This is a genomic window from Streptomyces sp. P6-2-1 (assembly GCF_050613165.1).
Taxonomy (GTDB): Bacteria; Actinomycetota; Actinomycetes; order Streptomycetales; family Streptomycetaceae; genus Streptomyces.
Map to the genome: position 1 here is coordinate 6,160,328 of NZ_CP192513.1, position 23,465 is coordinate 6,183,792.

At 72.7% G+C, this 23,465-nt stretch carries 19 protein-coding genes and 1 pseudogene; 10 read left to right on the plus strand and 10 right to left on the minus strand.

Going from position 1 to position 23,465, the window contains the following annotated elements:
• Positions 1 to 88 precede the first annotated feature (88 nt).
• A complete protein-coding gene (locus tag ACQYWQ_RS25990) occupies positions 89 to 751 on the plus strand; it encodes a DUF998 domain-containing protein (protein WP_431037937.1) in 663 nt (220 codons plus the stop codon).
• On the opposite strand, the gene ACQYWQ_RS25995 is transcribed toward ACQYWQ_RS25990, so the two are convergent.
• The 5 genes from ACQYWQ_RS25995 to ACQYWQ_RS26015 form a co-directional block, all read right to left on the minus strand.
• Entirely contained in the window at positions 678 to 1,643 is a 966-nt protein-coding gene (locus ACQYWQ_RS25995; protein ID WP_431037939.1) for an aldo/keto reductase, read from the minus strand. The two genes, ACQYWQ_RS25990 and ACQYWQ_RS25995, sit on opposite strands and share 74 nt — an antisense overlap.
• A gap of 32 nt (positions 1,644 to 1,675) precedes the next feature.
• Complete coding sequence (locus tag ACQYWQ_RS26000; RefSeq protein WP_431037940.1) at positions 1,676 to 2,512, minus strand: amidohydrolase family protein; 837 nt, start codon at positions 2,510 to 2,512, stop codon at positions 1,676 to 1,678.
• Positions 2,513 to 2,626: 114 nt separating this feature from the next.
• Entirely contained in the window at positions 2,627 to 3,067 is a 441-nt protein-coding gene (locus ACQYWQ_RS26005) for an L-rhamnose mutarotase (protein WP_431037941.1), read from the minus strand.
• Positions 3,064 to 3,864: an SDR family NAD(P)-dependent oxidoreductase gene (locus ACQYWQ_RS26010; RefSeq protein ID WP_431037943.1), complete on the minus strand. Its 801-nt coding sequence runs from the start codon at positions 3,862 to 3,864 to the stop codon at positions 3,064 to 3,066. Before ACQYWQ_RS26010 ends, ACQYWQ_RS26005 begins: the two co-directional genes overlap by 4 nt.
• A 1-nt stretch (position 3,865) precedes the next feature.
• On the minus strand, positions 3,866 to 4,708 hold the full coding sequence (locus ACQYWQ_RS26015; protein ID WP_431037945.1) for a fumarylacetoacetate hydrolase family protein: 843 nt from the start codon (positions 4,706 to 4,708) through the stop codon (positions 3,866 to 3,868).
• A gap of 423 nt (positions 4,709 to 5,131) precedes the next feature.
• Here ACQYWQ_RS26015 and ACQYWQ_RS26020 point away from each other — a divergent pair, with 423 nt between their 5' ends.
• From ACQYWQ_RS26020 to ACQYWQ_RS26045, 6 genes are all read left to right on the plus strand, one after another.
• Entirely contained in the window at positions 5,132 to 5,965 is an 834-nt protein-coding gene (locus ACQYWQ_RS26020) for a FadR/GntR family transcriptional regulator (RefSeq protein ID WP_431037946.1), read from the plus strand.
• Between the two features lie 509 nt (positions 5,966 to 6,474).
• The gene (locus tag ACQYWQ_RS26025) at positions 6,475 to 9,783 is read left to right on the plus strand and encodes a discoidin domain-containing protein (protein WP_431037948.1); all 3,309 of its coding nucleotides are present in this window, start codon (positions 6,475 to 6,477) and stop codon (positions 9,781 to 9,783) included.
• A 94-nt stretch (positions 9,784 to 9,877) separates the two neighbouring features.
• Positions 9,878 to 10,975 (plus strand): enolase C-terminal domain-like protein, encoded by a 1,098-nt coding sequence (locus ACQYWQ_RS26030; protein ID WP_431037949.1) that lies wholly within the window; start codon positions 9,878 to 9,880, stop codon positions 10,973 to 10,975.
• Between the two features lie 108 nt (positions 10,976 to 11,083).
• Positions 11,084 to 12,478 carry an extracellular solute-binding protein gene (locus ACQYWQ_RS26035; protein ID WP_431037951.1) on the plus strand — a complete coding sequence of 465 codons (1,395 nt, stop codon included), beginning with the start codon at positions 11,084 to 11,086 and terminating at the stop codon, positions 12,476 to 12,478.
• On the plus strand, positions 12,475 to 13,416 hold the full coding sequence (locus tag ACQYWQ_RS26040) for a carbohydrate ABC transporter permease (RefSeq protein ID WP_431037953.1): 942 nt from the start codon (positions 12,475 to 12,477) through the stop codon (positions 13,414 to 13,416). The genes ACQYWQ_RS26035 and ACQYWQ_RS26040 overlap by 4 nt, the downstream gene beginning before the upstream one ends.
• Positions 13,413 to 14,324: a carbohydrate ABC transporter permease gene (locus ACQYWQ_RS26045; protein WP_431037954.1), complete on the plus strand. Its 912-nt coding sequence runs from the start codon at positions 13,413 to 13,415 to the stop codon at positions 14,322 to 14,324. The genes ACQYWQ_RS26040 and ACQYWQ_RS26045 overlap by 4 nt, the downstream gene beginning before the upstream one ends.
• A 476-nt stretch (positions 14,325 to 14,800) precedes the next feature.
• On the opposite strand, the gene ACQYWQ_RS26050 is transcribed toward ACQYWQ_RS26045, so the two are convergent.
• The 4 genes and pseudogenes from ACQYWQ_RS26050 to ACQYWQ_RS26065 form a co-directional block, all read right to left on the minus strand.
• On the minus strand, positions 14,801 to 15,712 hold the full coding sequence (locus ACQYWQ_RS26050; RefSeq protein WP_431037956.1) for an NmrA/HSCARG family protein: 912 nt from the start codon (positions 15,710 to 15,712) through the stop codon (positions 14,801 to 14,803).
• Between the two features lie 203 nt (positions 15,713 to 15,915).
• On the minus strand, positions 15,916 to 16,341 hold the full coding sequence (locus ACQYWQ_RS26055; RefSeq protein WP_431037959.1) for a MarR family winged helix-turn-helix transcriptional regulator: 426 nt from the start codon (positions 16,339 to 16,341) through the stop codon (positions 15,916 to 15,918).
• 290 nt (positions 16,342 to 16,631) lie between these two features.
• A pseudogene (locus tag ACQYWQ_RS26060) lies at positions 16,632 to 17,144 on the minus strand (ATP-binding cassette domain-containing protein); the annotation flags it as partial.
• Between the two features lie 89 nt (positions 17,145 to 17,233).
• Positions 17,234 to 17,884: a PadR family transcriptional regulator gene (locus ACQYWQ_RS26065; RefSeq protein ID WP_431037960.1), complete on the minus strand. Its 651-nt coding sequence runs from the start codon at positions 17,882 to 17,884 to the stop codon at positions 17,234 to 17,236.
• 629 nt (positions 17,885 to 18,513) lie between these two features.
• On the opposite strand from ACQYWQ_RS26065, the gene ACQYWQ_RS26070 reads away from it, so the two are divergent.
• From ACQYWQ_RS26070 to ACQYWQ_RS26080, 3 genes are all read left to right on the plus strand, one after another.
• Entirely contained in the window at positions 18,514 to 19,782 is a 1,269-nt protein-coding gene (locus ACQYWQ_RS26070; protein ID WP_431037962.1) for an alpha/beta fold hydrolase, read from the plus strand.
• Between the two features lie 77 nt (positions 19,783 to 19,859).
• Entirely contained in the window at positions 19,860 to 20,492 is a 633-nt protein-coding gene (locus ACQYWQ_RS26075) for an MBL fold metallo-hydrolase (RefSeq protein WP_431037964.1), read from the plus strand.
• Between the two features lie 149 nt (positions 20,493 to 20,641).
• A complete protein-coding gene (locus ACQYWQ_RS26080; RefSeq protein WP_431037965.1) occupies positions 20,642 to 21,421 on the plus strand; it encodes an exodeoxyribonuclease III in 780 nt (259 codons plus the stop codon).
• Positions 21,422 to 21,452: 31 nt separating this feature from the next.
• On the opposite strand, the gene ACQYWQ_RS26085 is transcribed toward ACQYWQ_RS26080, so the two are convergent.
• On the minus strand, positions 21,453 to 23,252 hold the full coding sequence (locus ACQYWQ_RS26085) for an SGNH/GDSL hydrolase family protein (RefSeq protein ID WP_431037967.1): 1,800 nt from the start codon (positions 23,250 to 23,252) through the stop codon (positions 21,453 to 21,455).
• Positions 23,253 to 23,465 lie beyond the last annotated feature (213 nt).

Consider the following 23,465-nt stretch of genomic DNA (forward strand, 5'->3'; position numbering starts at 1 on the left):
GGCCCGTACGCCCTCCCCGCACCCCCGCGCGGCGACGTCGGATGCGCCGCGGAGGGCGCGTGCGGAATGCCTGATTTAGGGTGCTTCCATGCGACGACCTGTTCCCTGGTGGGCCCTGCTCTCCGCCGGGTGCGCCCCCGTGGTGCTCGTCACCGCCTGGGGAGTCGCGGAGGTCCTTCAGGGGGACGGGTACGACCCGGCCCGCAAGACCATCAGCGTCCTCGCCTCCTACGGCGCTCCCGGCTACTGGCTCATGACCGCGGCCCTGCTCGTCCTCGGCGCGTGCTACGTGACGATCGCCTGCGGGCTGTTTCCGGCCGCGCTCGCGGGGCGCGCCGCGCTCGCCGGTGGGGGAGTGGCGGCGATGGGCCTGACGCTCGCGCCCGCTCCGCCCAGGGGCGGCGATCTCGGGCACGGTGCCGTGGCCACGATCGGTTTCGTCCTCCTCGCCGCGTGGCCTGTCCTGGCCGCGGAGCGCCACGAGCCGCACGCCCCCTGGGGCCTGCGCCCGCACGTCGCGGCGTGGGCCACCGCGGTCATGGCGGCGGGTGCGGTCTTCTTCCTGCTCTCGCTGTTACGGGGCTGGGCGCCCGGCGCCGTCGAACGCGCCCTCACCTTCGCGCAGGCCCTGTGGCCGCTCCTCGTCGTCCTGTCCTGCGACCGCGACACCGTCCGTGTCAGGCGGTCGCCTCCAGCTCCGCCCACACCTCCGCAGGGACCCCGCGGGCGAGGTGGGCGGCGGCCGATGTGACCTCCGCCGGGCTGCGGAAGCCGGCGAGAACGCTCGCCACGACGGGCTCGCGCAAGGGGAAGCACAGCGCCGCGCGGGGGAGGGGGACACCGTGCGCGGCGCAGCGGGCGGCGAGGGCACGGGCCCGTGCCAGGACGGGGGCGGGCACCGTGCCGTAGTCGTAGCGGCCGTTCGCCTCGGGGTGATCGGTGCTCAGCAGGCCGGAGTTGAAGGGGGCGGCCGCGATGACGGAGACCTCGCGCGCGGCGCACTCGGCGAGGAGCGGGGCCGCGCTCCGGTCCAGGAGCGTCCAGCGCCCGGCGACCATCACGACGTCGGGATCTCCCTCGGCGACGAAGCGGCGCAGCGGGTCCACGGAGTTCATCCCGATCCCGATCGCGCCGACGACCCCTTGCGCGCGCAGGTCGGCGAGGGCGGGAAGCGCCTCGGCGAGCGCGGTGTCCATGTGGTCGTCCGGGTCGTGCACGAGCACGAGGTCGACCCGGTCGAGCCCGAGGCGTGCGAGGCTCGCCTCCAGGCTGCGCAGCACGCCGTCACGGCTGTAGTCGGGGCGACGGCGCAGGGTGTCGGGTACGGCGAAGCCCCCGGCGGCGAGGTCGGAGCCGGTCGGTGCCGGGTGCGGTTCGAGGAGGCGGCCGACCTTCGTGGAGACGGTGAACTCCTCGCGCGGGCGCCCGCGCAGGGCGGCGCCCAGCCTGCGCTCGGAGAGACCGAGGCCGTAGTGCGGGGCCGTGTCGAAGGAGCGGACGCCCGCGTCCCAGGCGGCGTCCACGGTGGCGCGTGCGGTCTCCTCGTCGAGCGGTGTGTAGAGGTTGCCGAGCGGCGCGGCGCCGAAGCCGAGCGGGCTGACGGCGACCGTGCTGCGGCCGAGGGTGCGGCGGGGGCTGGTCATGGCGGACTCCGTGGTGCGTGCCGGGGCGGGATTCAGGCGCGAACCGCGTACCACGCGGCCGCGTTGGTGCCGAGGACCGCGGCTCTGTCGGCGGGCGCGAGCGGCGCGAGCAGCTCCTCCGTGACGGCGAGGACCGCGTCGTACTCGGCGGTGAGGCGGCACACCGGCCAGTCCGAGCCGAAGAGGACACGGCGCGGGCCGAAGGTGTCGAGCAGCGCGGCCGCGTAGGGGGCGAGGGAGGTGACCGGGTCGGCTCCGCGGGTACGGGTGAGCAGGCCCGAGAACTTGACGGCGACGTGGGGGAGGGCGCCGAGCGCGGTCATCGCCGCTGTCCACTCGGGCGCGGGGCGCGGACCGATGACGGGGTTGCCCGCGTGGTCGAGCACGAAGCGGACTTCGGGCAGCGCCCGGGCGAGCGCGACGGCGGCGGTGAGCTGGTCGGGGCGCACCAGGAGGTCGTACACGAGTCCCGCGGCGCCGAGCGCGCGCAGCCCCGCCCGTACCTCCGGGCGCGTGAACCACGTGGTGCCGGGCTCGTCCTGGACGTTGTGCCGCAGGCCGGTGAGGAACCGGCCGCCGGGCAGGGCGCGCAGCCGGTCGACGGCGGCGGCGATGCCGGGGGCGGTGAGGTCGCTCCAGCCGACGACGGCGCCGATGAACTCCTCCTCGTCGGCGAGCGCGAGGAGTTCGGGCGTCTCCCAGGGCTCGGGCACGGTCTGGACGAGGACGGCGCGCCCGACGCCCGCCGCCGCGAGCGCGGGACGCAGGTCGGCGGGGCGGTAGCTGCGGTGCAGGACGGGGCTCTCCCTGGTCCAGGCGTGTGCGTGCCTGTCCAGGTCCCAGAGGTGGAAGTGGGCGTCGATGCGCACGGTCGTCCTTCGGGCAGGGCCCGTGCCGTACGAGGCGGTGCGGCGCGTACGGCACGGGGGGGTGCGGGGTGGTGCCTGGGTGCGGGGTGGCCGGGGCCCGGTGGGCGCCCGGCCTCAGTCGAGGTGGAAGACCTCTTCGGCGGGCGCCCAGCTCTCACCCGGGGCGGCGCTCTCCACGGGCTGCTGGCAGGGGTCGGTCAGCTCCCACCAGCGGCGGGTGACGGGATCGGCGGCGATGAGCGCCTGGTCGGCGTCGTAGTCGTCCCCGTAGTACTCCAGGTAGGAGAAGAGGAGCCCGTCGCGCAGGAAGATCGAGTAGTTCCCGATCCGGGCCCGTTTGAGCGTCGCGAGGACCTGCGGCCAGGCGTCGGCGTGCAGGGCGCGGTACTCGGCCTCCTTCTCCGGGCGCAGCCGGATGACGGAGGCGAAGCGGCGCACGGGACGCGGGGCGGGCGACGCGGGCGCCGTGCTCCCGGTCGCGGGTGTCGTGGTCCCGGACGCGTGCCGCGTGGACGCGTGCGGGCTCGGGGCGGGCTGCTCGGGCACGGCGCTCATCCTTCCTTGCGCAGGCGCAGTCCGTCCATGCCGCCGTCGACGGCGAGCGCGGTGCCCGTCGTGGAGGAGGCGGCGGGCGAGACGAGGTGGGCGACGGCCTCGGCGACCTCGTCGGCGGCGACGAGCCTGCCGTGCGGCTGGCGGGCGGCGAGCGCCGCCTGCTCGGCGGCGGCGTCGGCGGCGCTCGCGAGGAGCCGGCCCACCCACGGCGTGTCCGCCGTACCGGGGTTGACGGCGTTGACACGGATGCCTTCGGGGAGCAGGTCGGCGGCCATCGCGCGGGTCAGCGAGAGGATCGCGCCCTTGCTCGCGGTGTAGAGGGCGCGCTGCGGGAGGCCCGCGGTCGCGGCGATCGAGCCGATGTTGACGACCGCGCCGTGCGCCGATTCGCGGAGCGCGGGGAGGGCGGCGCGCGTGACGCGGACGAGGCCGACGACGTTGACGTCGAGGACACGGTGCCACTCGGCGTCGTCGTTGTCCTGCACGGCGCCCTGGGCGCCGATCCCCGCGTTGTTGACGAGGATGTCGAGGCCGCCGAGCAGGTCGACCGCGTCGGCGACGGCGGTACGGACCGAGGTGTCGTCGGCGAGGTCGGCGCGCACGAGCCCGGCCGTGCCCTCGGGGGCCTCGCCCGCGCGGTCGAGGACGACGACGCGGGCGCCGTACGCGGTGAGCCGCCCTGCGGTCGCGCGGCCGAGGCCCGACGCGCCGCCCGTGACGAGGGCGCGCAGCCCGGCGAGGGGCGCGGGGACGGTCGCGGCCGAGCGGGGGGCGGACGGTGCGGGGGTGGTGGTCATCTCATGCCTTCCCAAGGGTCTGGCGCTGGCGGCCGAGGCCGTCGATCTCGACCTCCATGACGTCGCCGGGGCGCAGGTAGGGCGTGTCGGGGCTGCCGAGCGCGACACCGGCGGGGGTGCCGGTGTTGATGACGTCGCCGGGGCGCAGCGTCATGAAGTGGCTGAGGTAGCGGACGATCTCGTGGACGCCGAAGATCATGTCGTGGGTCCCGCCGTCCTGGCGCAGCTCGCCGTTGACCCACAGGCGCAGGCCGAGGGCCTGCGGGTCGGGGACCTCGTCGGCGCTGAGCAGCCAGGGACCGAGCGGGTTGAAGGTCTCGCAGTTCTTGCCCTTGTCCCACTGGCCGCCGCGCTCCAGCTGGAACTCCCGTTCGGAGACGTCGTTGCTGACGGCGTATCCGGCGATGTGGGCGGCCGCCGAAGCGGCGTCGGGAAGGTAGCGGGCCTCGCGGCCGATGACGACGGCGAGTTCCACCTCGTAGTCCGTCTTGACGGAGCCGCGCGGGATCAGCACCTCGTCATCGGGGCCGACGACGGTGTCGGGGGTCTTGAGGAAGACGATCGGCTCGCCCGGTACCTCGGCGCCCGTCTCGGCGGCGTGCTGACGGTAGTTGAGGCCGACGCAGACGATCTTGCCGATGGCGGCGAGGGGCGGGCCGAACCGCTCGGGAGCCCCGGTCACCTCGGGCAGCGCGTCGACGGCGGACGCGGCGAGCGCGGTGGCGAGCGTCGCCGGGGTGAGGTCGGCGCCGTCCAGGAGGGGCGCCAGCTCGCGCCAGGTGCCGTCCGCGCCGGAGACGACGGGGCGTTCCGCGCCGGGGGAGCCGATGCGTGCGAGTTTCATCGCGGGCCTTTCGCAGGGAGGGGCGAGGGGAGTGGGCGAGGGGTTGGGTGGGGGAGGGGCTGGGTGGGGGAGGGGCCAGGGGCGGGGGCGCGGAAGGCGCGCTCGGCAGGCGCACGGTTCGGGCGGGCCCCCAGTGGCGTCGGACGACCCCATGCGGCGCCGGGTGGTGCCAAGCCGCGTCGGGCGGCCCCCAGCGGCGTCGGGCGGCGCCATCCGGCGTACCGCGGTACGCCAGGACCATAAGAGTCAGATCCATTCGGCGCAATGCGAGCGATTAAAAGCCCTTTTGATCGCCTTGTGTCCTGTTTTAAACGAGCGGTTCGAAGTTTTTTTCCGCCACATCTTCCGAACTCGTAACGTGGGTGTCATAGTTGCGGCGCCGATGAACCTGATTAATCCGCCACCGCTGGAGGGGGAAGCGCCGTGGGAGCGCCGAAGCAGTCGCCGGACGGGAGCCAAGCGCCCGCACACGACCCGGGCCGCTACAGGCCCGGGTACGAACGGGTCGCGGAACAACTGCTCAACCACATCGCCGAGCAGCGGCTCCGCCCCGGGGACAGGCTCCCGACCGAACAGAAGCTCGCCGAACTCCTCGGCGCCTCCCGCAACGTGACCCGCGAGGCCGTCAAGACCCTCGCGGGGATCGGACGGCTGAGCGTGCGGCGCGGCGCGGGCATCTTCGTCGCCGAGTCCGCAGGAGGACTGGTGGACGACGACCAGACCCTGCACTTCCGGCCGACCAGCATGGAGCACGTGCTCATGCTGCTCGACTACCGCACGGTGATCGAGACCGAGACCGCCCGTCGCGCGGCTTCGCTCGCCACCCCGCTGGAGGTACGGGAGATCAGGAGCAGCGCCACCACATCGGCGAATACCGCACGGGCCGCCGACGCCTACGGCTTCGCCGAGGCGGACGCGGCCTTCCACAACGCCGTCGGCGCGGCGGCGCACAACCTCTTCCTGCGGTCGAGCATCGGCAACATCCGCCGCCTGGCCTCCCAGTCCGACGTCCTGCTCTTCCACGGGGACGCGCCGGGTTCGCTGGAGGTGGCGGCCGAGCAGCACCTCGGCATCGCCGAGGCGGTCGCCGCAGGCGACGCGGAACGCGCCGCCGTCCTCATGGCCGAGCACATCGCCACGACACGGCGGCAGTTCGAGCGCAAGATCCGCGACCGGCTCTTCCACATGGACGAGCGGACGCAGCCCCCGGAGGTTCCCGGACAGCGGGCCGACCCGCCCGCCGCCTCGGCCTCCTGAGGCCCCGGCCACAGCGAGGGTCCACCGGCCACCACGCGAGCCCACCGGCCACCACGCGAGCCCACCGGCCACCACGCCGCGCGGGGGCCCACCGGCCACCGCGCCCCGCGGGGCACCCCGCCCGACGGGGCCCCGCACGGCACCTACCGCACGAGCCTCCCGCACGGGAGACCGCACCACGAAAGGCAGCACCACAGCCACCACTGCGCACCGCCCACCAGCACACACCCCGTGGGGCGGCCCGTACCGGGCCCCCGGCCCCCGCCGGTCCACGCGTGACCCGATCCGCGCCGCCGACGGCCGTACCGCCCCTCCCCGCACGCCGGTGTCCCCTTCCGGGACGGACAGGACACCGGCCCTCGGCCCGGAGCAGCACTCCGGCCCCGCCCAGGAGCCGCACGCCCCCGGTCGCCGCCCCCGCGGCCCCGGAGCGGCCGGCCCAGGACCCCCAGACCCGGAGCCAGCCGCTCCGGGGTCCGGACAGCTTGTCCTTACGCGATGGGATACCCGTGTCCACACGCCCTGAGAACAACGCCCCGCCCGCCAGGCTGCGAAGAGCCGCACTCGCCGCAGCCCTGCTCACCCCGGCCGCCCTCGCGCTGCCCCTCGCCCCCACCGCCTCGGCCGCGGCGCCCGCCAAGGCGCCGCGTCCCGCCCTGACCGTGCACGTGTCGCCGCACGGCATGGACTCCGGGAGCGGCACCGCCGCGCGCCCCTTCAAGACGCTCGAACACGCCCGTGACTACGTGCGCTCCGTCAAGAAGCGCGTGCACGGCGACATCCGGATCGAGCTGGCCGACGGCACCTACCGCGTCGACCGCACGCTCGCCCTCGACTCCCGCGACTCCGGCACGCACGGCTCGACCATCACGTGGGCAGCGGCCCGCGGTGCCCACCCCGTGATCAGCGGCGGCGAGCGGATCACCGGCTGGCAGCCCGCCGACGACGACGGCAAGGTCTTCAAGGCCCCCATCGGCGACCTCCAGGCCCGCCAGCTCTACGTGGACGGCGAGCCGCAGACCCGCGCCCGCACCGAGAACGAGTGGCCCGGCGGCTGGCAGAAGACGAAGACCGGCTACACCTTCACGGACGACAGCCTCACCCACCTCAAGCGCCCCTCCGACCTGGAGGTCGTCAGCAGCTGGGGCTGGAAGCTCATGCGCTGCCCGGTCGAGTCGATCAACGACCACACCGTGACCATGCGCCAGCCCTGCTGGAACAACGCGAACCTCCAGGAAGGCCAGGAGATCACCACGCCGACCTGGCTGGAGAACGCCCGCGAGTTCCTGGACACCCCCGGCGAGTGGTACATCGACCACGCCGCGGGCGAGGTCTACTACTACCCGAAGCAGGGCCAGGACCTCCGCCGCGCCGAGGTCACCGTGCCCACCGTCCAGGACCTCGTGGACCTGAACGGCACCGCGTCCAAGCCGGTACGGGACGTCGCCTTCGACGGCCTCACCTTCTCGTACTCGACGTGGCTGGAGCCCAGCTCCGACGAGGGCCACGTCGAGGGCCAGGCCGGTTTCCGGATGGTCGGCGGGAACAACCCCGACTTCGACTCGACCAGGCTCCACTGGAAGAAGACGCCGGGCGCAGTCAACACCGCCTTCACGAAGGACGTCTCCTTCACCGGGAACACCTTCACCCACCTCGGCGCGGTCGGCCTCAACCTCAACACCGGCAGCCAGGGCACGGAGATCACGGGGAACGTCTTCCGGCAGATATCCGCGACCGGCATCCAGATCGGCGGCGTGGACTACTACCAGGACGCCCACCCCACCGACCAGCGCAACGTGGTCAGGAACACGACCGTCAGCGACAACGTCGTGACCCGTACCGCCGACCAGTACCGGGGCTCCCTCGGCATCCTCGCCGGATACACCGACCACACCACCATCACCCACAACAAGGTCCACGACCTGCCCTACAGCGGCATCTCGGTGGGCTGGGGCTGGGGACTGACCGACAAGGGCGGCAACCCCTCGTACGAGAACAACGGCAAGGTCCCGGTCGCCACGACCCCGACCACCAGCAGGAACACCGTCGTCTCGTACAACGAGATCGGCGACATCATGAAGCACCAGGCGGACGGCGGCGCGGTCTACACGCTCGGCGCCAACCCCGGCGGCCGGGTCAGCGACAACTACATCCACGGTGTGCCCGAGCCCGCCTACGGCGCCGTCTACCACGACGAGATGAGCCGTGGCTGGACGAACACGCACAACGCGTTCTGCGGCGTCACGTACCAGTGGATGCTGATGAACCACGGCATCGAGAACAACGCCTCCGGCAACTTCACCGACAACCCCGGCTACGCCGTCCAGGGCGGCAGCTTCGGCAACACCGTCCGGAACAACGTCACGGTCGGCGGCTGCGAACAACTCCCCGCGTCGATCGTCGCCAAGGCCGGTCTCGAACCCGCCTACCAGCACCTCGACCCGGGCCCCGCCGTCACCGACCGCACCCCGCCCACCAGGCCGGGCGCGCCGAAGGCCACCACGGACTTCCCGACCGTCGCCGACCTGAGCTGGACCGCGTCGAAGGACGACAAGGGCGTCACCGGCTACTCCGTCTACCGCGACGGCACGCTCGTCAGCGCCACCGCCTCCACCGAGGTCCGCGTCCCCGACCTGCGGCAGAACACCACCTACCGCTTCCAGGTCCGGGCGCGCGACGCGGCAGGCAACGAGTCCCCGTACAGCGCCACCACCGTCGTCCGTACGCCCAAGGGCGAGGACCTGGCCCTCAAGCACCCCGTCACCGCCTCGTCGGACTCCGAGGGCAACGTCCCCGAGAAGGCCGTGGACGGCGATCCGGGCACCCGCTGGGCCCAGGGCCTCGGCCTGCCCGACCCCTCCTGGCTCCAGGTGGACCTCGGCGCCTCCTACGACGTCAACGGCACCATCACCACCTTCGAGAAGAGCAAGGGCTACCGCTACCGCGTCGAGGTCTCTCCCGACGAGGTGCACTGGAAGCCGCTCGTGGACCGCACGGGCGCCGACACCACCGAGGCCACCGACTACGCCCGCGCCACCACCCCCGTCACAGGACGCTACGTCCGGCTCACGCTGACGGGCACCAGCGGCAACGGCGGCAGCCTCTACGACTTCCAGGTCTACGGCACCAGGGCGAAGACCACCGACCGCACCGCCCCCGCCGCCCCCAAGACCCTCACGGCGAAGGTCCTGCTCCCCGGCACCGTCCGGCTCGACTGGCCGGAAGCCACCGACGACACCGGCGTCACCAGCTACGTCGTCTCGCGGGACGGCAAGCGCGTCGCCGTCACAGGTGACACCACCCTGCGCGTCGAAGGGCTCACGCCCGGGACCCGCTACGCCTTCACCGTCACCGCCCGCGACGAAGCCCTCAACACCTCGCCCGCGAGCCCCGAGGCCGTCGTCACCACCCCCGCCGACACCAACCTCGCCCTCCACAAGGAGGCCACCGCCTCATCGGACTCCGAGGGCAACGTGGCGGCGAAGGCAGTGGACGGCGACATGACGACGCGCTGGGCCCAGGGCATCGGCCTGCCCGACCCCTCCTGGCTCCAGGTGGACCTCGGCAGCAGCACCCCGGTCTCCGCGGTCGTCACCACCTTCGAGAAGAGCGGCGGCTACCGCTACCGCGTCGCGTACTCGGCCGACGGCAAGGAGTGGCTCCCCTTCGCCGACCGGACGGAACGGGCCACCACCACCCAGACCGACAACGCCTTCGCCGACGGGCCGGTCGAGGCCCGCTACCTGCGGCTCACCGTGACCGGCTCCAGCGGCAACGGCGGCAGCATCCACGAAATCCGCGCCTACGGCGGCTTCTAGGCAAGCCCGGGGCCGTCCGCCCGAGGACAGGACGGACGGCCCCACCCCACCGCCGCCCGCGCGGAGGCACAGAAAGACGAGACGAAAGCCACTCATGAAGATCACCAGCGTCGAAGTGCACCGGGTCGAAGTACCGCCCGCCGACCCGCCCTTCCTGTGGCGGGAAGGGCTCGCGGGGAGCGCCCCCGTGGGCGACGGCGCCGTCCTGCACCTCGGGACCGACGAAGGCGCCGAAGGCGTCGCGCTGCTCGCCAGGCCGGGCGCGCACGCCATGCTGACGAGCCTCGTGGACGTGGTCTTCCGCGAGGAACTGCTCGGCGCCGACCCCTTCCAGCGCGAGTGGCTGTGGCACCGGGTCTGGGAACTGGACCGTATCCACGAACTCCCGCTTCCCGCACTCGGCCTCATCGACACCGCCCTGTGGGACCTCGCGGGCCGCTACTACGACGAACCCGTCTGGCGCCTCCTCGGCGGCTACCGCGAGGCCATCCCCGCCTACGCATCGACCTCGACCTTCGCGAGCACCGAGGAGTTCCTCGACGTCGCCGACCAGAGCCTCGCGCTCGGCTACCGCGGCATCAAGCTGCACGCCTGGGGCGACGCCCGCCGCGACGCCGCGCTGTGCCTCGCCCTGCGCGAGCACGTCGGCCCCGACGTCCCGCTCATGTACGACGGCTCCGCGGGCTTCGACCTCCCCGACGCCATCCACCTCGGCCGCGCCCTCTCCGAAGCGGACTACCTCTGGTACGAGGAGCCGATGCGCGAGTTCAGCATCAGCGCCTACCAGAGGCTCGCCGCGTGCGTGGACATCCCGCTCCTTGTCGCCGAGACCTCCGACGGCGCCCACATGAACACCGCCGACTTCATCAAGGCGGGGGCCGCCACCTTCGGGGTACGGGCCAGCACCAACCTGCGCGGCGGGATCACCGGCGCCATGCGCATCGCGCACCTCGCGGACTCCTTCCGGCTGCGCGCCGAGGTGCACGGCTCGGACCTGCCCAACCACCACCTGTGCATGGCGATCCCCAACACGACCTACTACGAGTCCCTCGTGACCTCCGCGCACGTCGTGCGCGAGCGCCACGTGGACGCCGACGGCCTGGTGCACGCACCCACCGCACCCGGTATCTCCCTCCCGCTCGGCCTGGGCTACGGCAAGACACTGGAGCCCTTCGCCGAAACCCCGCGCTGAGCGACGCGGATGTCCGCCCGCCCCCCCTGCGTACGGACACCCCGGCGCCCGCCCCACCGGCGCACCGCCCCCTCCCCGCGGACTCCCCGCACAACGAAAGGCAAGACAATGAGGTCTCTCCGATCTCCCGGAGCCGGCCGGGCCCGTGCCACCCGCACCGCCGCCGCCGCGCTCGCCCTGGCCACCGTGACCCTCCTCGCGGGCTGCGCCAGCGCGGACCCCTCCTCCGAATCCGGCGGCGACTCCCCGGCCGCTGCGAAGGACTTCAAGCAGGCCGAGCAGCAGGAGGGCGCACAGATCACCGTGTGGGCCGACTCCACCCGGCTGCCCTCCGTCCAGGCGTACCAGAAGGCGCACCCGGACACGAAGATGAAGATCGTCACGTACGACGGCGGCGCCGACGGCTCCACCTACCTCCAGTCGAAGGTCCAGCTCTTCGACCGCACCGGCAAGGGCTGGCCCGACGTCGTCTTCGGCTCCCCGACCGACGTCACCTGGGCGTCGCAGCCCACCAAGCCGGGCGCACAGCCCTTCGCCGCGCCGCTCGACGACAAGCTCGTCCCGCAGGAGACCCTGGACGGCTTCGCCAAGGGCTCGCTGACCCCCTGCGAGTTCAACGGGCACACGTACTGCCTGCGCAACGACATCGCCCAGGTCGTCCTCTGGTACAACAAGCCGCTCATGGACAAGTGGGGCTACAAGGTCCCCACGACGTGGGAGGAGTACGAGGCGCTCGGCAAGAAGGTCGGCAAGGAGCACCCCGGCTACCTCGTCGGCTCGGTCGGGGACACCAACTCGCACGAGTCGTACTTCTGGTCCACGAAGTGCCCGGCGTACCAGCTCACCGGGCCCAACACGCTGCGCAGCGACCTCTCCGACGAGAACTGCACGCGCACGGCGAAGCTCCTCGACCACCTGATCGACGCGAAGGCCGTCACGACCAAGGGCTTCTTCTCGCAGGGCTTCGCGAAGAACAGCGGCGACAAGGTCCTCATGGCCTACGGGCCCTCCTGGTACGGCCAGTACCTCTTCAAGACCGCCTTCAAGGTCCCCGCCAGGACGATGGCCGTCGCACCGCCGCTCACCTGGGAGGGAGAGTCCACCGCCAGCACCGGCAACGTCGGCGGCGGCGTGTGGATGGTCTCCTCGCACAGCAAGAACCTCAAGGCGTCGACCGACCTCGCCACATGGCTCACCACGTCGGACGAGAACCAGGCCGCCGCACCCACCTACCCCGCCTACACCAAGGCCGCCCAGGCATGGCTGAAGAACCCGGCGAACAGCTCCTACTTCGCCGGTGACGTGAGCGAGGTCTTCCAGAGCGCCGCCGACGCGGTGTGGACCGGCTGGTCGAACACGAAGTTCCCGGACTCCACCGCCTGGTCCAACGCGGTGCTGCCGAAGCTGACCGAGGGCAAGAGCCTCACCTCGGTGCTGCCGGAGTGGCAGAAGGAGATCAGCAACGAGGCCAAGGCCGACGGATACCAGGTGACCAACGAATGACCGTCCTGGAGACCCCCCGCGTCTCCGCCGGCACTCCGCGCCGCGACGGCTCAGCGCCGTCGCGGCCGCGGGGCCGGAGGCTCAACGCGGGCTACTTCTTCGTCGCCGGATACGCGGTGCTCCTGCTCGCCTTCGGCGTCTTCCCCACCGCCTACTCCTTCTACCTCGCCTTCACCAACGACCGGGGCCAGTTCACCGGCCTCAACCAGTTCACGAAGGTCGCGGGGGACTACCGCTTCCTGCCCGCCTTCGGGCACATGCTGGTCTACCTCGCGCTGTGGCTCGTGGTCCTCGTCGTGCTCGTCGTCCTCGTCGCCGTCGTCCTGCGCGGCCGCATCCGCCCCGGCACCTCCGCCGTCCTGCGCTTCCTCTACTACATCCCCGGCGCCCTCGCGGGCGTCGCGAGCGTCCTCGTCTGGCTCTTCATGCTCGACCCGGACGTGAGCCCGGTCTCCTGGCTCCTGAACGCCCTCGGGATGCACTCCTTCGCGGCGGTGCTCGCCCCCGCACACCTGCCCGTCATCCTCATGCTCATCGCCTTCTGGACCGGCGCGGGCGGCTGGATGGTCGTCATGTACGGGGCGCTCAACAACATCCCCGACGAGGTCCTCGAAGCCGCCCGGATGGACGGGGCCGGGCCCTGGCGCACCGTGTGGCACATCCAGATCCCCATGATCCGCCAGTGGATCGTCTACATGGCGATCATGGCCTTCGCCACCGGCACGCAGCTCTTCGTCGAGCCCCAGCTGCTCCAGACCGCGAGCCTCGGCCGCGTCAGCCCCACGTGGTCGCCCAACCAGCTGGCCTTCGTCTTCGCCTTCCAGCAGGGCGACTTCAACGGCGCGGCGGCCATCTCGGTCTTCCTGCTCAGCCTCGGCCTCATCGCCGCCGGCCTGCTGGTCGCGCGCTCCAACCTGTTCTCCCTGGACGAGAAATGACCGATATCCCCCTCGCCGCCCGCACCGGCCGGCGCGCACGTCCCTCCACGTTCCTCTCGTTCGCCGTGGTCGGCGCGCTCCTCGCGGTACTGCTGGTCTTCTTCGTGCTGCCGGTCATCTGGCTGCTGCTCGCGCCGTCCAAGACGGCCGGACAGATCACGCACGACAACCCGCTCTCCTTCGGCTCCTTCGGCCAGATCGGCACCGCCTGGAAGCACCTGTTCGACTTCCAGGACGGCGTCATGGCGCACTGGCTGCTGAACTCGGCTATCTACAGCGGCGGTTCACTGATCCTGACGCTCGCCGTCAGCATCACGGCCGGGTACGCGCTCGCCCTCACCCAGTTCAGGGGCCGCAAGACGCTGCTCACCGTCACGCTCGTGACGATGATCATGCCGCAGGCGACGCTCGTGCTCCCGGTCTTCCTGGAGCTGAACCGCTTCCACCTCATCGGCACGGTCTGGTCGGTGATCCTGCCGTTCTCGTTCTACCCCTTCGGCGTGTACCTCGTGTACATCTACTTCGGCAGCAGCCTGCCGCGCGACCTGCTCTCGGCGGCGCGCATGGACGGCTGCAACGAGTGGCAGCTCTTCACGAGGATCGCGCTGCCGCTCGCCAAGCCGGTCGTCGGGCTCGTCGCCTTCTTCAGCTTCGTGGGGAACTGGAACAACTTCTTCCTGCCCTACCTCGTGCTGCCGGACAGCGACCAGTTCCCCGTGCAGGTGGGCCTCAACCAGCTCCTCACCTCGACGCCGAGCTTCAACCCCGTCGCGGGCGCGGGCCTCAACATCACGATCCCCGAGCTGTCGCTCGCGATCGTCGTGGCGATCCTCCCGGTCCTCGTCCTCTTCCTCTTCTCGCAGCGCACCCTGGTCTCCGGGATGCTCGCGGGAGCGACGAAGGAGTGAGCACGCGGCGCGGCGGCGGGCCCCGGAGTCCTTGCCTGTCCCCCGGAGCCCGCCGCGCCGCCACGGCCCTGTTCGCCGCGTCGACGCGGTACGTGGCCCCCGGCTTGGCGAAGATGTCGCGCGGGCGGAACAGCGCCGAACGCCGGCTTCGTGGGCGCCGATGAAGGAGGGGGCAGTACAGGACGGGCAGTACCAGGAGCAGGCGGATGAAGCCGAACGACAAGGCGACGTTGAGCAGGCTGACGCCGAGGAAGCGCCATGCCGTGCGGGGCGGTGTCACCGGAGCGTTCCGCGATGCTCCAGCGGTTCTCGCGGGGTAGCTCGGTCAGCAGCCCGGGCAGCCCGGCCAGCTCGGGCAGGAACCGGCTGGCCCGGCGGCGGGGCTCGGTCCCGGGAACCCGGAGCGCCTCACCCCGAGCAGCCTGCCGGTTCCTGCCTGCCAGTGGTCGGACTCCACTCCCGTCACGTCGGCAAGATCACGGCCTGCGGCTGGAGTGTGAGGAACCGCCCCGGTCCGCGGGCGCGGTCCAGCCGGTGGAGCGGATCCACTCGGCCAGGTCCCAGGTGGTCGGCTCGATCGCCCGCACCGCTGCGAGGTCCGACGGGTGTTCGGAATCCTTGGCGAACTGGCGGAACATCGCCTTGTCGAGGTCGTTGCCGAGGACGCTCAGTGGCAGGGCCTCATAGCGTGACGGCAGCCCGGCGCGCGCGCCGAACGCGGCGGCGATCCGGGGGCCCGTCGGCGCGTCGCCGATGACGTCCACGGCTCCGCCGGGCACGTCCGCGGTGCCGAGCAGGACCGCGGCGGCGACCCGGCCGATGTCCTTGATCGAGACCATCTTCAAGGCGACGTCGTCCGGCAGCGGCAGCCTCAGCACGATTGTTCCGTCCTCCAGGCTCGGTGCCATCACGGTCGCGAAGTTCTCCATGAAGGCGGTCGGACGAACCATCGTGGCCCTCAGGCCGGAAAGCTTCAGGTATTCCTCGATCCGGTGCTTCGAGTCGTGGTGCGGCACGCCCGTTTCGCGATCCGCTCCGAAGACCGAGTTGAACACGACGTGTGGCACGCGCGCGGCGGCCGCCGCGTCGACGAGGGCGGTGCCCACTCGGATCTCCTCCTCGATCTCCGCAAGGCTGTTCGCCTCCGGGGTCATGAAGGAGAACGCGTCGACCGTTGCCAGCGCGGCGACCGTTGACGCCGGGTCGTCGATCCGGACGGTCGACAGCTCGACGCCTCGGGCGGCCAGCGCCCGCGCCCGGTCGGACTCGGGGGTGCGAACGAGGGCCCGCACCCGCGCTCCTCGGGCCAGGAGCGCGTCGACGACCGCCCCGCCCTGCTGTCCCGTCGCGCCGAAGACCGCGATCGCGCCGTTTTCCCGCGTGACCATGTCGTCACCTCTCGTTGGGTCATGCCATGAACCTCAATTAGTTCATGTCGTGAACCAGAATAGTTCATGACGTGAACTTGCGCCAGGTGCGGGTGTGCCGAGGAGGCTGCGCGGGGCAGGGCGGGACGAGGTGGGGGCATCGAGACGCCCGACGCGTCACCTTGCGCCAGGGGCGGGGGTGTCGAGGGGGGTCGCGCGGTAGGTCAGGACGCGGTGGGCGTCGAGACGCCTGACGCGTCCACGATGGCGGTGGCGAGGCGTTCGAGGTCGCGCCGGCCGTCGGCGTCGAGGTTCTCCGCGACGTCGGGCAGGCGCTTGACGGTCTCGGCGAACACCGCCTCGGCGAGCACCTTCCCCGCGGGCGTCACGCCGAGCATGATGACCCGCCGGTCCTGCTCCGAGTTCGCCCGGCTGACCAGGCCGCGCCGCTCGGTGCGGTCGACGAGTTGACTCAGCGCGTTCTTGGTCATGCCGAGCGCGGCGGCGAGGTACGTCATCCGCCGCGGCTCGTCCTTGACGGCGCACAGCAACGTGGCCTGTGAGGGCGTCAGGTCGCACGCGGCGCAGATCTGCGCGTACCTGCGCTGGATCAGGACCGAGAGCCAGAACAGCTTGTCGCCGTAGTCCACGCCCGCCGCCCCTCGTCCGGTGCCTCACCCCCAGTTTACCGACGCCGACCGGCTTGCCCGGCCGTCCGGCCGACAGTGAGATCCGCCTCGCCGCGCCAGGAGCGCCGCTACGTCTTCACGAAGTCCCCGGCGCCTGGCGAATCCTGGTCGGACGCGACGAGCGGCGGCGCCGCCGCTGGACCTCCTGGCGACGTCGGCCGGTGTGCGCGACGCTCACCCACGCCGCGCTCGCCGTAATCGCCGCCCGCGAGGATGCCACGCGCCCTGCACCGACCGGGTCGTTCGCGTCCCACTCCTCCGGGGGCGAGTCCCCGGACCCGGTCGGCCGGCCCGTCACCGTAGGTGGTGGGTACGGTTCGCTGCGTCCGCGGGCGGGTGTGCGTGGCCGGGTTCGACGTGCCGAAGACGGTGACGCCGCGTGCTGCCGCCATCGCGACGGCGCCGCCGCCCACCCCGCCCGCGGCCCCCTCGGTCACAAGGGTCCGGCCGCGGAGGTCACCGAGCGCGTCGAGCGCCCGGCCCGCGGTGGCGACCGCGAGACCGGCTCCGGCGGCCTGCTCCGGAGCCCACGCCTCCGGCACCGCGGACCAAGTGCTCAGCAGGGCGTACTGCGCGACTGTCACGCGGTCCGAGTCCGGCCGCAGCAGCGTGATCAGGACGTGGACCGTCGTCGTCTTGCCCGCGCCGTTCGGGCCGAGGAGGGCGTGCACGGTGCCGCGTCCCACCCGCAGGTCCAGCCCGTCCGGAGCGGCCCTGTCCCCGTATCGCTTCCGTACGCCCTCGACGTCGATCGCGTCGGCCATGCGTCTCCTCCGCCTGATGCGGTCAAACTCGACGACACGGTCCTGCGGAGGTCGGCCGCGTGGTGCTCGGCGGGGGCGGACGGGGTGGGTCAGTGTGCGTCCCCGGGGTGGGGCTCCCCGGTCGCGTACGGGTTCCGCTCGCCCTCGGCCAGTACCGCGTGCACCCCCGAGAACGGCTCGCCCTCACCCGCGAAGGTGTAAGCGCCGCCCTCCAGGCGCCGGATCAGCGCGTCGGTCCACTCGGCGCCCGCGTCCGCCGAGTGGACCCACAGGTTCATGATCTCGCCGATGTGCCCCAGCCGGTCCGGGCCGTCCTCGGGCGTGTAGTACTCGGTGACGGACTTGCGCCACTCCTGGATGGCCCGCACCCGTTCGCGCAGCAGGTCCAGCGCCTCCTCGCGCTCCAGATCGACGATGAAGCCGAGCGCCGCCGCGAGCACGTCCGACTTCTGGTCGTAGGCGGTCAGCGACTCGCGCAGCAGCCGGAAGTACTCCTCCGTGCCCTTCGCCGTCACCTCGTACTCGGTCCTGGGCGGGCCGCCCACCGTGGACGGGGCCACCTCGTGCGCGTGCAGATGTCCTTGCTTCTCCATCTGTTTCAGGGCGTGGTAGATCGACCCCGGCTTGGCGCTGGACCACTCGTGGGCGCCCCAGTACTCCAGGTCGTTGCGCACCTGGTAGCCGTGGGCCCGCCCATGCCGTCGCACGGCGCCCAGCACGAGAAGACGGATGGCTGACATGCGCTCCAGACTACGGCCTGGGAATGCGCGTCTCCCCGCACCGCGGAACCGACAGCCCATGCCGACATCACGGGATCGCATGATCCGCCGGACAGGACCTGAGCGGAAGGAAACGCTGACGCCGTGAGGCCCCCAGAGGTGCGGATACTCATACAGGGGATCAAGGAAGACCGTCTGTATGCCGCGCTCCCGCTCCCCTCGTGGGCCTTCGCCCGGACTGGCGGGGTGCTCACCATCGAGCAGCCGCGTCGGCGGGCGTTGCGGCCCGCGGAGCTGCTGGGACCCCGCAGGTTCGTCTCTGCGATGCCCGGCCCCGTGTCTCACCTGCCTTGCGGGCAATGGCGTACCGGACCGCATCCTCGCGCGACGGGCCGGGCACACGAGCGCGGAGACCACCAAGAAGTGGTACGTGAAGCCGGAGGCGGAGGACCTTCGCACTGCCGCCGCCACATGGGACGGTCTCTACGGGATCGCCGAGGCGGAGTAGACGTGGCGCGCGGAGTACCGGCTGGAAGGCGGGTGCCGTGAGCGGACGGCCGTTCGGTTGGTATCTGGTTCCTCTTGCGGCGCCACACAAGAAGGGCCACCCGGCGCCGTGACTTTTCGTGACAGGTGAGAGGGTCGGGCGGGTGAGCGAGATATCACCGAACCTCCTGCAATACCGCCTCGACGGCCCGGAGCACGCTCCGGTGCTCGTCCTCGGTCCCGCCCTCGGCACCACGTGGCACATGTGGGACCGGCAGGTTCCCGAGCTGAGCAGACAGTGGCGCGTGCTGCGGTTCGACCTGCCGGGGCACGGGGGTGCCGCGGCCTATCCCGCCGACTCGGTCGGAGCGCTCACGGACCGGCTCGTGCACACACTGGAGAGCGCCGGGGTACGGCACTTCGGGTACGTGGGCTGCGCCTTCGGCGGGGCCATCGGGATCGATCTCGCGCTGCGCCACCCGCAGCGGCTCGCCTCGCTCGCGCTCGTCGCCGCCGCGCCGCGCTTCGGGACGGCCGACGAGCACCGCCAGCGCGGCGTCGTCGTCCGCACGAACGGCCTCGACCCCGTGGCGCGTACCTCGCCCGAGCGCTGGTTCACGCCCGGGTTCGCCGCCGCGCAGCCCGCCATCACGGACTGGGCGGTGCAGATGGTGCGCACCACCGACCCCGGCTGCTACATCGCCGCCTGCGAGGCACTCGCGACCTTCGACACGAGCGCCGTGCTCGACCGCGTCACCACACCCACGCTCGTCGTGGTCGGCGCGGAGGACTCCCTCACCGGCCCGGCCCAGGCCCGTACCCTCGTCGCAGGGATCAGCGACGCGCGCCTCGCGCTCGTCCCCGGCGCCGCCCACCTCGCCCCCGTCGAACAACCGGCCGCCGTCACGGAGTTGCTCGTACGGCACTTCTCGACGAGCTGGTCGCCGCAGGCCGCGCTGCCCGTCGCGGCCGCGCCCGCCGTCGCGCCGCCGCTCGCCGCGCCGCGCCCCGAGATCGCCCCGTACCGCGGCACGCCCGGTACCGAAGGCGGCGCGGACACGCGGACGGCCGGGCTGCGGCTGCGGCGCGAAGTGCTCGGCGACGCGCACGTGGACGCCGCGCTCGCAGCGACCGACGCGTTCACCGAGGACTTCGACGACCTCCTCACGCGCTACGCCTGGGGCGAGGTGTGGCAGCGCCCCGGACTCGACCGGGGCCACCGCGCCTGCGTCGCCCTCGGCGCGCTCGCGGCAGCAGGGCACTTCGAGCAGTTCGCCGTGCACGTGCGCGGCGCGCTGCGCAGCGGCCTCACGCCCGCCGAGATCAAGGAGGCGCTGCTCCAGATCGGCGTCCACTGCGGGCTCGCCACCGCCGAACGCGCCTTCCAGGTCGCACGCGAGGTCGTACGCGAGGAGACGAGCCCGCGCGCGTAGACACGGGCCGCGCGGGCGGTCCCCCGGACGGCCGCCCGCACGCGGTGCGCGAGGCGGGGTGCGCGAGGATGGGACGCATGGAGCTGATCAAGAAGACCCATGCCTGTGTCCGCCTGGAGCACGAGGGCCGCACCCTCGTCATCGACCCCGGCGCCTTCAGCGAACAGGACGCCGCCGCCGGGGCCGACGCCCTCCTCGTCACCCACGAGCACCCCGACCACTTCGACGCGGCCAAGCTCAGCGCGGCCCTGGAGGCGAACCCCGCCACCGAGCTGTGGACCCTGCGCTCCGTCGCCGAACAGCTCTCCGCCGCCTTCCCCGGGCGCGTCCACACGGTCGGGCACGGCGACACCTTCGAGGCCGCCGGCTTCGACGTCGAGGTGCACGGCGAACTCCACGCCGTCATCCACCCCGACATCCCGCGCCTCACCAACATCGGCTTCTTCGTCGACGGGACCGTCTTCCACCCCGGTGACGCGCTCACCGTCCCGGAGCGCCCCGTCGAGACGCTCCTCCTGCCGGTCATGGCCCCGTGGAGCAAGATCTCGGAGATCATCGACTACGTGCGCGAGGTCGCCCCGCAGCGCGCGTACGACGTCCATGACGCGCTCCTCACCGACCTCGCGACGCCGGTCTACGAAGGCCAGATCGGCGCGCTCGGCGGCGCGGAACACCACCGCGTCAAGCCGGGGACGCGGCTGACGGTCTGAGGCGGCGAGGACGACGAGTGCCCGGTGGCCGGACGGAAGGCCCCTGTCCGCCCACCGGACACGGAGGCCCTGTCCGGTCGCCGGACACGGAGGGCGTGTGCCCGGTCGCCGGACGGGCGTTGTCGGAGGCGGCCGGTAGGTTGGTCGGCATGCGTATCGCGACGTGGAACGTGAACTCGATCACCGCCCGGCTGCCGAGGCTGCTCGCCTGGCTGGAGTCGAGCGGCACCGATGTGCTGTGCGTCCAGGAGACCAAGACCACCGCCGAAGCCTTCCCCACCGAGGCCCTGCGCGAGGCGGGTTACGCGTCCGCCGTGAACGCCACGGGCCGGTGGAACGGCGTCGCGGTGATCTCGCGCGCCGGCCTCGACGACGTCGTGAGCGGACTGCCCGACCAGCCCGCCTACGACGGGGTCATGGAGCCCCGCGCGCTCGGCGCCACGTGCGGCCCCGTCCGCGTCTGGTCCGTGTACGTGCCCAACGGGCGCGAGGTCGGCCACCCGCACTACGCCTACAAGCTGGAGTGGCTGGAGGCGCTGCGCACCGCCGTCGCAGGCGACGCGGCGGGCTCGCGTCCCTTCGCCGTCATGGGCGACTACAACGTGGCCCCGAGCGACGAGGACGTCTACGACCCGGCCGTCTTCGAAGGGCTCACCCACGTCACCCCGCCCGAGCGCGCCGCCCTCGCCGAACTGCGCGCCACCGGGCTCGACGACCTCGTCCCCCGCCCCCTCAAGTACGACCGCCCCTACACCTACTGGGACTACCGTCAGCTCGCCTTCCCGAAGAACCGGGGCATGCGCATCGACCTCGTCTACGCCAACGCGGCCTTCCGCACCGCCGCGAAGGACGCCTACGTGGACCGCGAGGAGCGCAAGGGCAAGGGCGCATCGGACCACGCACCTGTGGTGGTGGACCTGGACGTGTGAACGGCGAGCACGCCGGGGCCGGGCGCGGGTCTCAACGGGGCCGCAGCGCGTCGAGGTCCACCGCGTCCGCCATGCGCGCGAGAGCCTCGGCGTTCGGGTGCAGGTGGTCGCCGCTGTCGTAGGCGGACAGCAGCCGCCCGGGCCGCTCGGGGTCCCGTACGGCGCGGTCGAAGTCGACGACCGCGTCGAAGCCGCCGCCCCCGCCGCGCAGCCACGCGTTGACGGCCCGCCGCCGCGCGTCCACGGCGGGGGCGCACCGGTCGCTGCCCCCGCACGGCGTGAGCGTCGCGGCGAGCACCCGCACACCCCGGGCCCGCGCCCGCCGCGCGACCTCGCCGAGCGCGTCGCGCACCTCGGCCGCCGAGGAGCCCCAGCGCAGGTCGTTGAGGCCGAGGAAGACGAGCGCGGTGTGCGCGGAGGACTGCGCGAAGAGGTCGCGGTCGAGCCGGTGGGCGAGCCGCACGCCGCTCGTGTCCTCGTTCTCGCCCGCGCCCGGGTAGCGGTCCTTGAGGAGACGGTTCGCGGTGAGGGCCTGGTTCAGCACGCCGTAGTGCGGGACGGTGTCCTGGGCGCGCAGCCGCGCGGCGAGCGCGTCGGTCCACCGTTCGTCGGCGCCCGTACGCGTCTTCGCCCCGGTCGTCGTGGAGTCGCCGAGCGCGACGACGCTGCCGGGCCCGCCCGCGACGTCGAGCCCGGTGAGCAGCGGCCAGTAGTCCAGGTCATCGGCGAAGCCCGAGCCCTCGCGGCGTCCGGTCAGGTCCCCGGCCGCCTCGGCGACGTACCCCGGCTGCTTCGCCGCCGTCCGTACGGGCAACGAGGTGACGCGCCCGGGCAGCGAGACGCTCACCAGCAGGTCCTTGCCCGCGGTGACACGGAAGGGCAGCGGGTCGCTGCGCACCTGCGCCCCCGCGGCGAGTGTCACGCCCGCACGGCCGCCGAAACGCAACGGCACGGGCTTCGCACGCGCGCTCGCCCCCTTCTCCCGTACCGCGACGGAGGCCCGCCCGATCCGGACGGGGGACGCGGCGAAGGTGTTGTCGAAGCGCAGCCGTACCCGCTCCCCGCCCACCGAGGGGTGCACCACGAGGCGCAGGGTGCGGTCCTGCCAGGGACCGACCCGCATCCGCGCCGCCGTCGCCGCCGACCAGGAGCCGGTCCAGCCGTTCGTGCTCGGCCGCACACCGAGCGCGAAGACATGCAGGCGCGCGGGGCCGAGCGGGGCGCGCGGGAGCGTCACGGCACGCACGGCGACGTCGTGACGCAGCGGCACGGTCACGACGTACAGCGCGGCGCGCGCTTTCCTGGGGCCTTCGGTGGTGCTGAGGCGGGGGAGCGCGAGGGCGCTCGTGGCGAGAGTGCCGGTGCGCCAGTCGGGGGCTTCGACGCGGTACGAGGAGCGTCGGCCGTCCGCGTACGTGACCGTGCCGCGCCCGTGCGCCCGGCCGCCGGTCGCCGTGACGAGGAAGGCGAGGGCGTCGCCGCGCCCCGTCACGCGCACCCGCTGCCCGTCGGCGCGCACGTTGTCCGGGGCACCGGGCGCGGGAGCGGGCAGCCGCAGGGGCGTCCCCGCCACGGTCACCCGGGCGCCCGGGGACCACCCGGCGTCCCGCAGGGCCTCAGCGGACAGGGCGCGGCCGTGCCCGTCGAGGTCGGCCCCGCCACCGTGCGCGCCCGCGCCGATCCCGCGGTTGTCGAAGAGGCGCGCGAGGGGACGCGCCGGGGACTCGGGCGGGATGGCCGTGGAGGCGGTGCCGAGGAGGGCGGCGGAGCAGAGGATCACGAGCAGGGACACGGCGGTGTGGAGGGGGCGGCGCGGACGTGGTTGTTTCACGTTCTCCTCGGTGGGGGCGGGGGGTACCGGGGGTCGGTGGTGCGGCGGTGGGGCGGTGGCGGAGGTGGTGGCGGTCCGGGGATGGTGGAGAGGGCGGTGGCGGCTCCGGCTTGTTCGTCGGGGAGGTGTCGTCTTCGGACGGACTACTGCCCAGGAAAGTGTGGTTACGCATCATGGCGGCGGGAAATTCGCTGGGAGGGGGGGAGCCGGGGG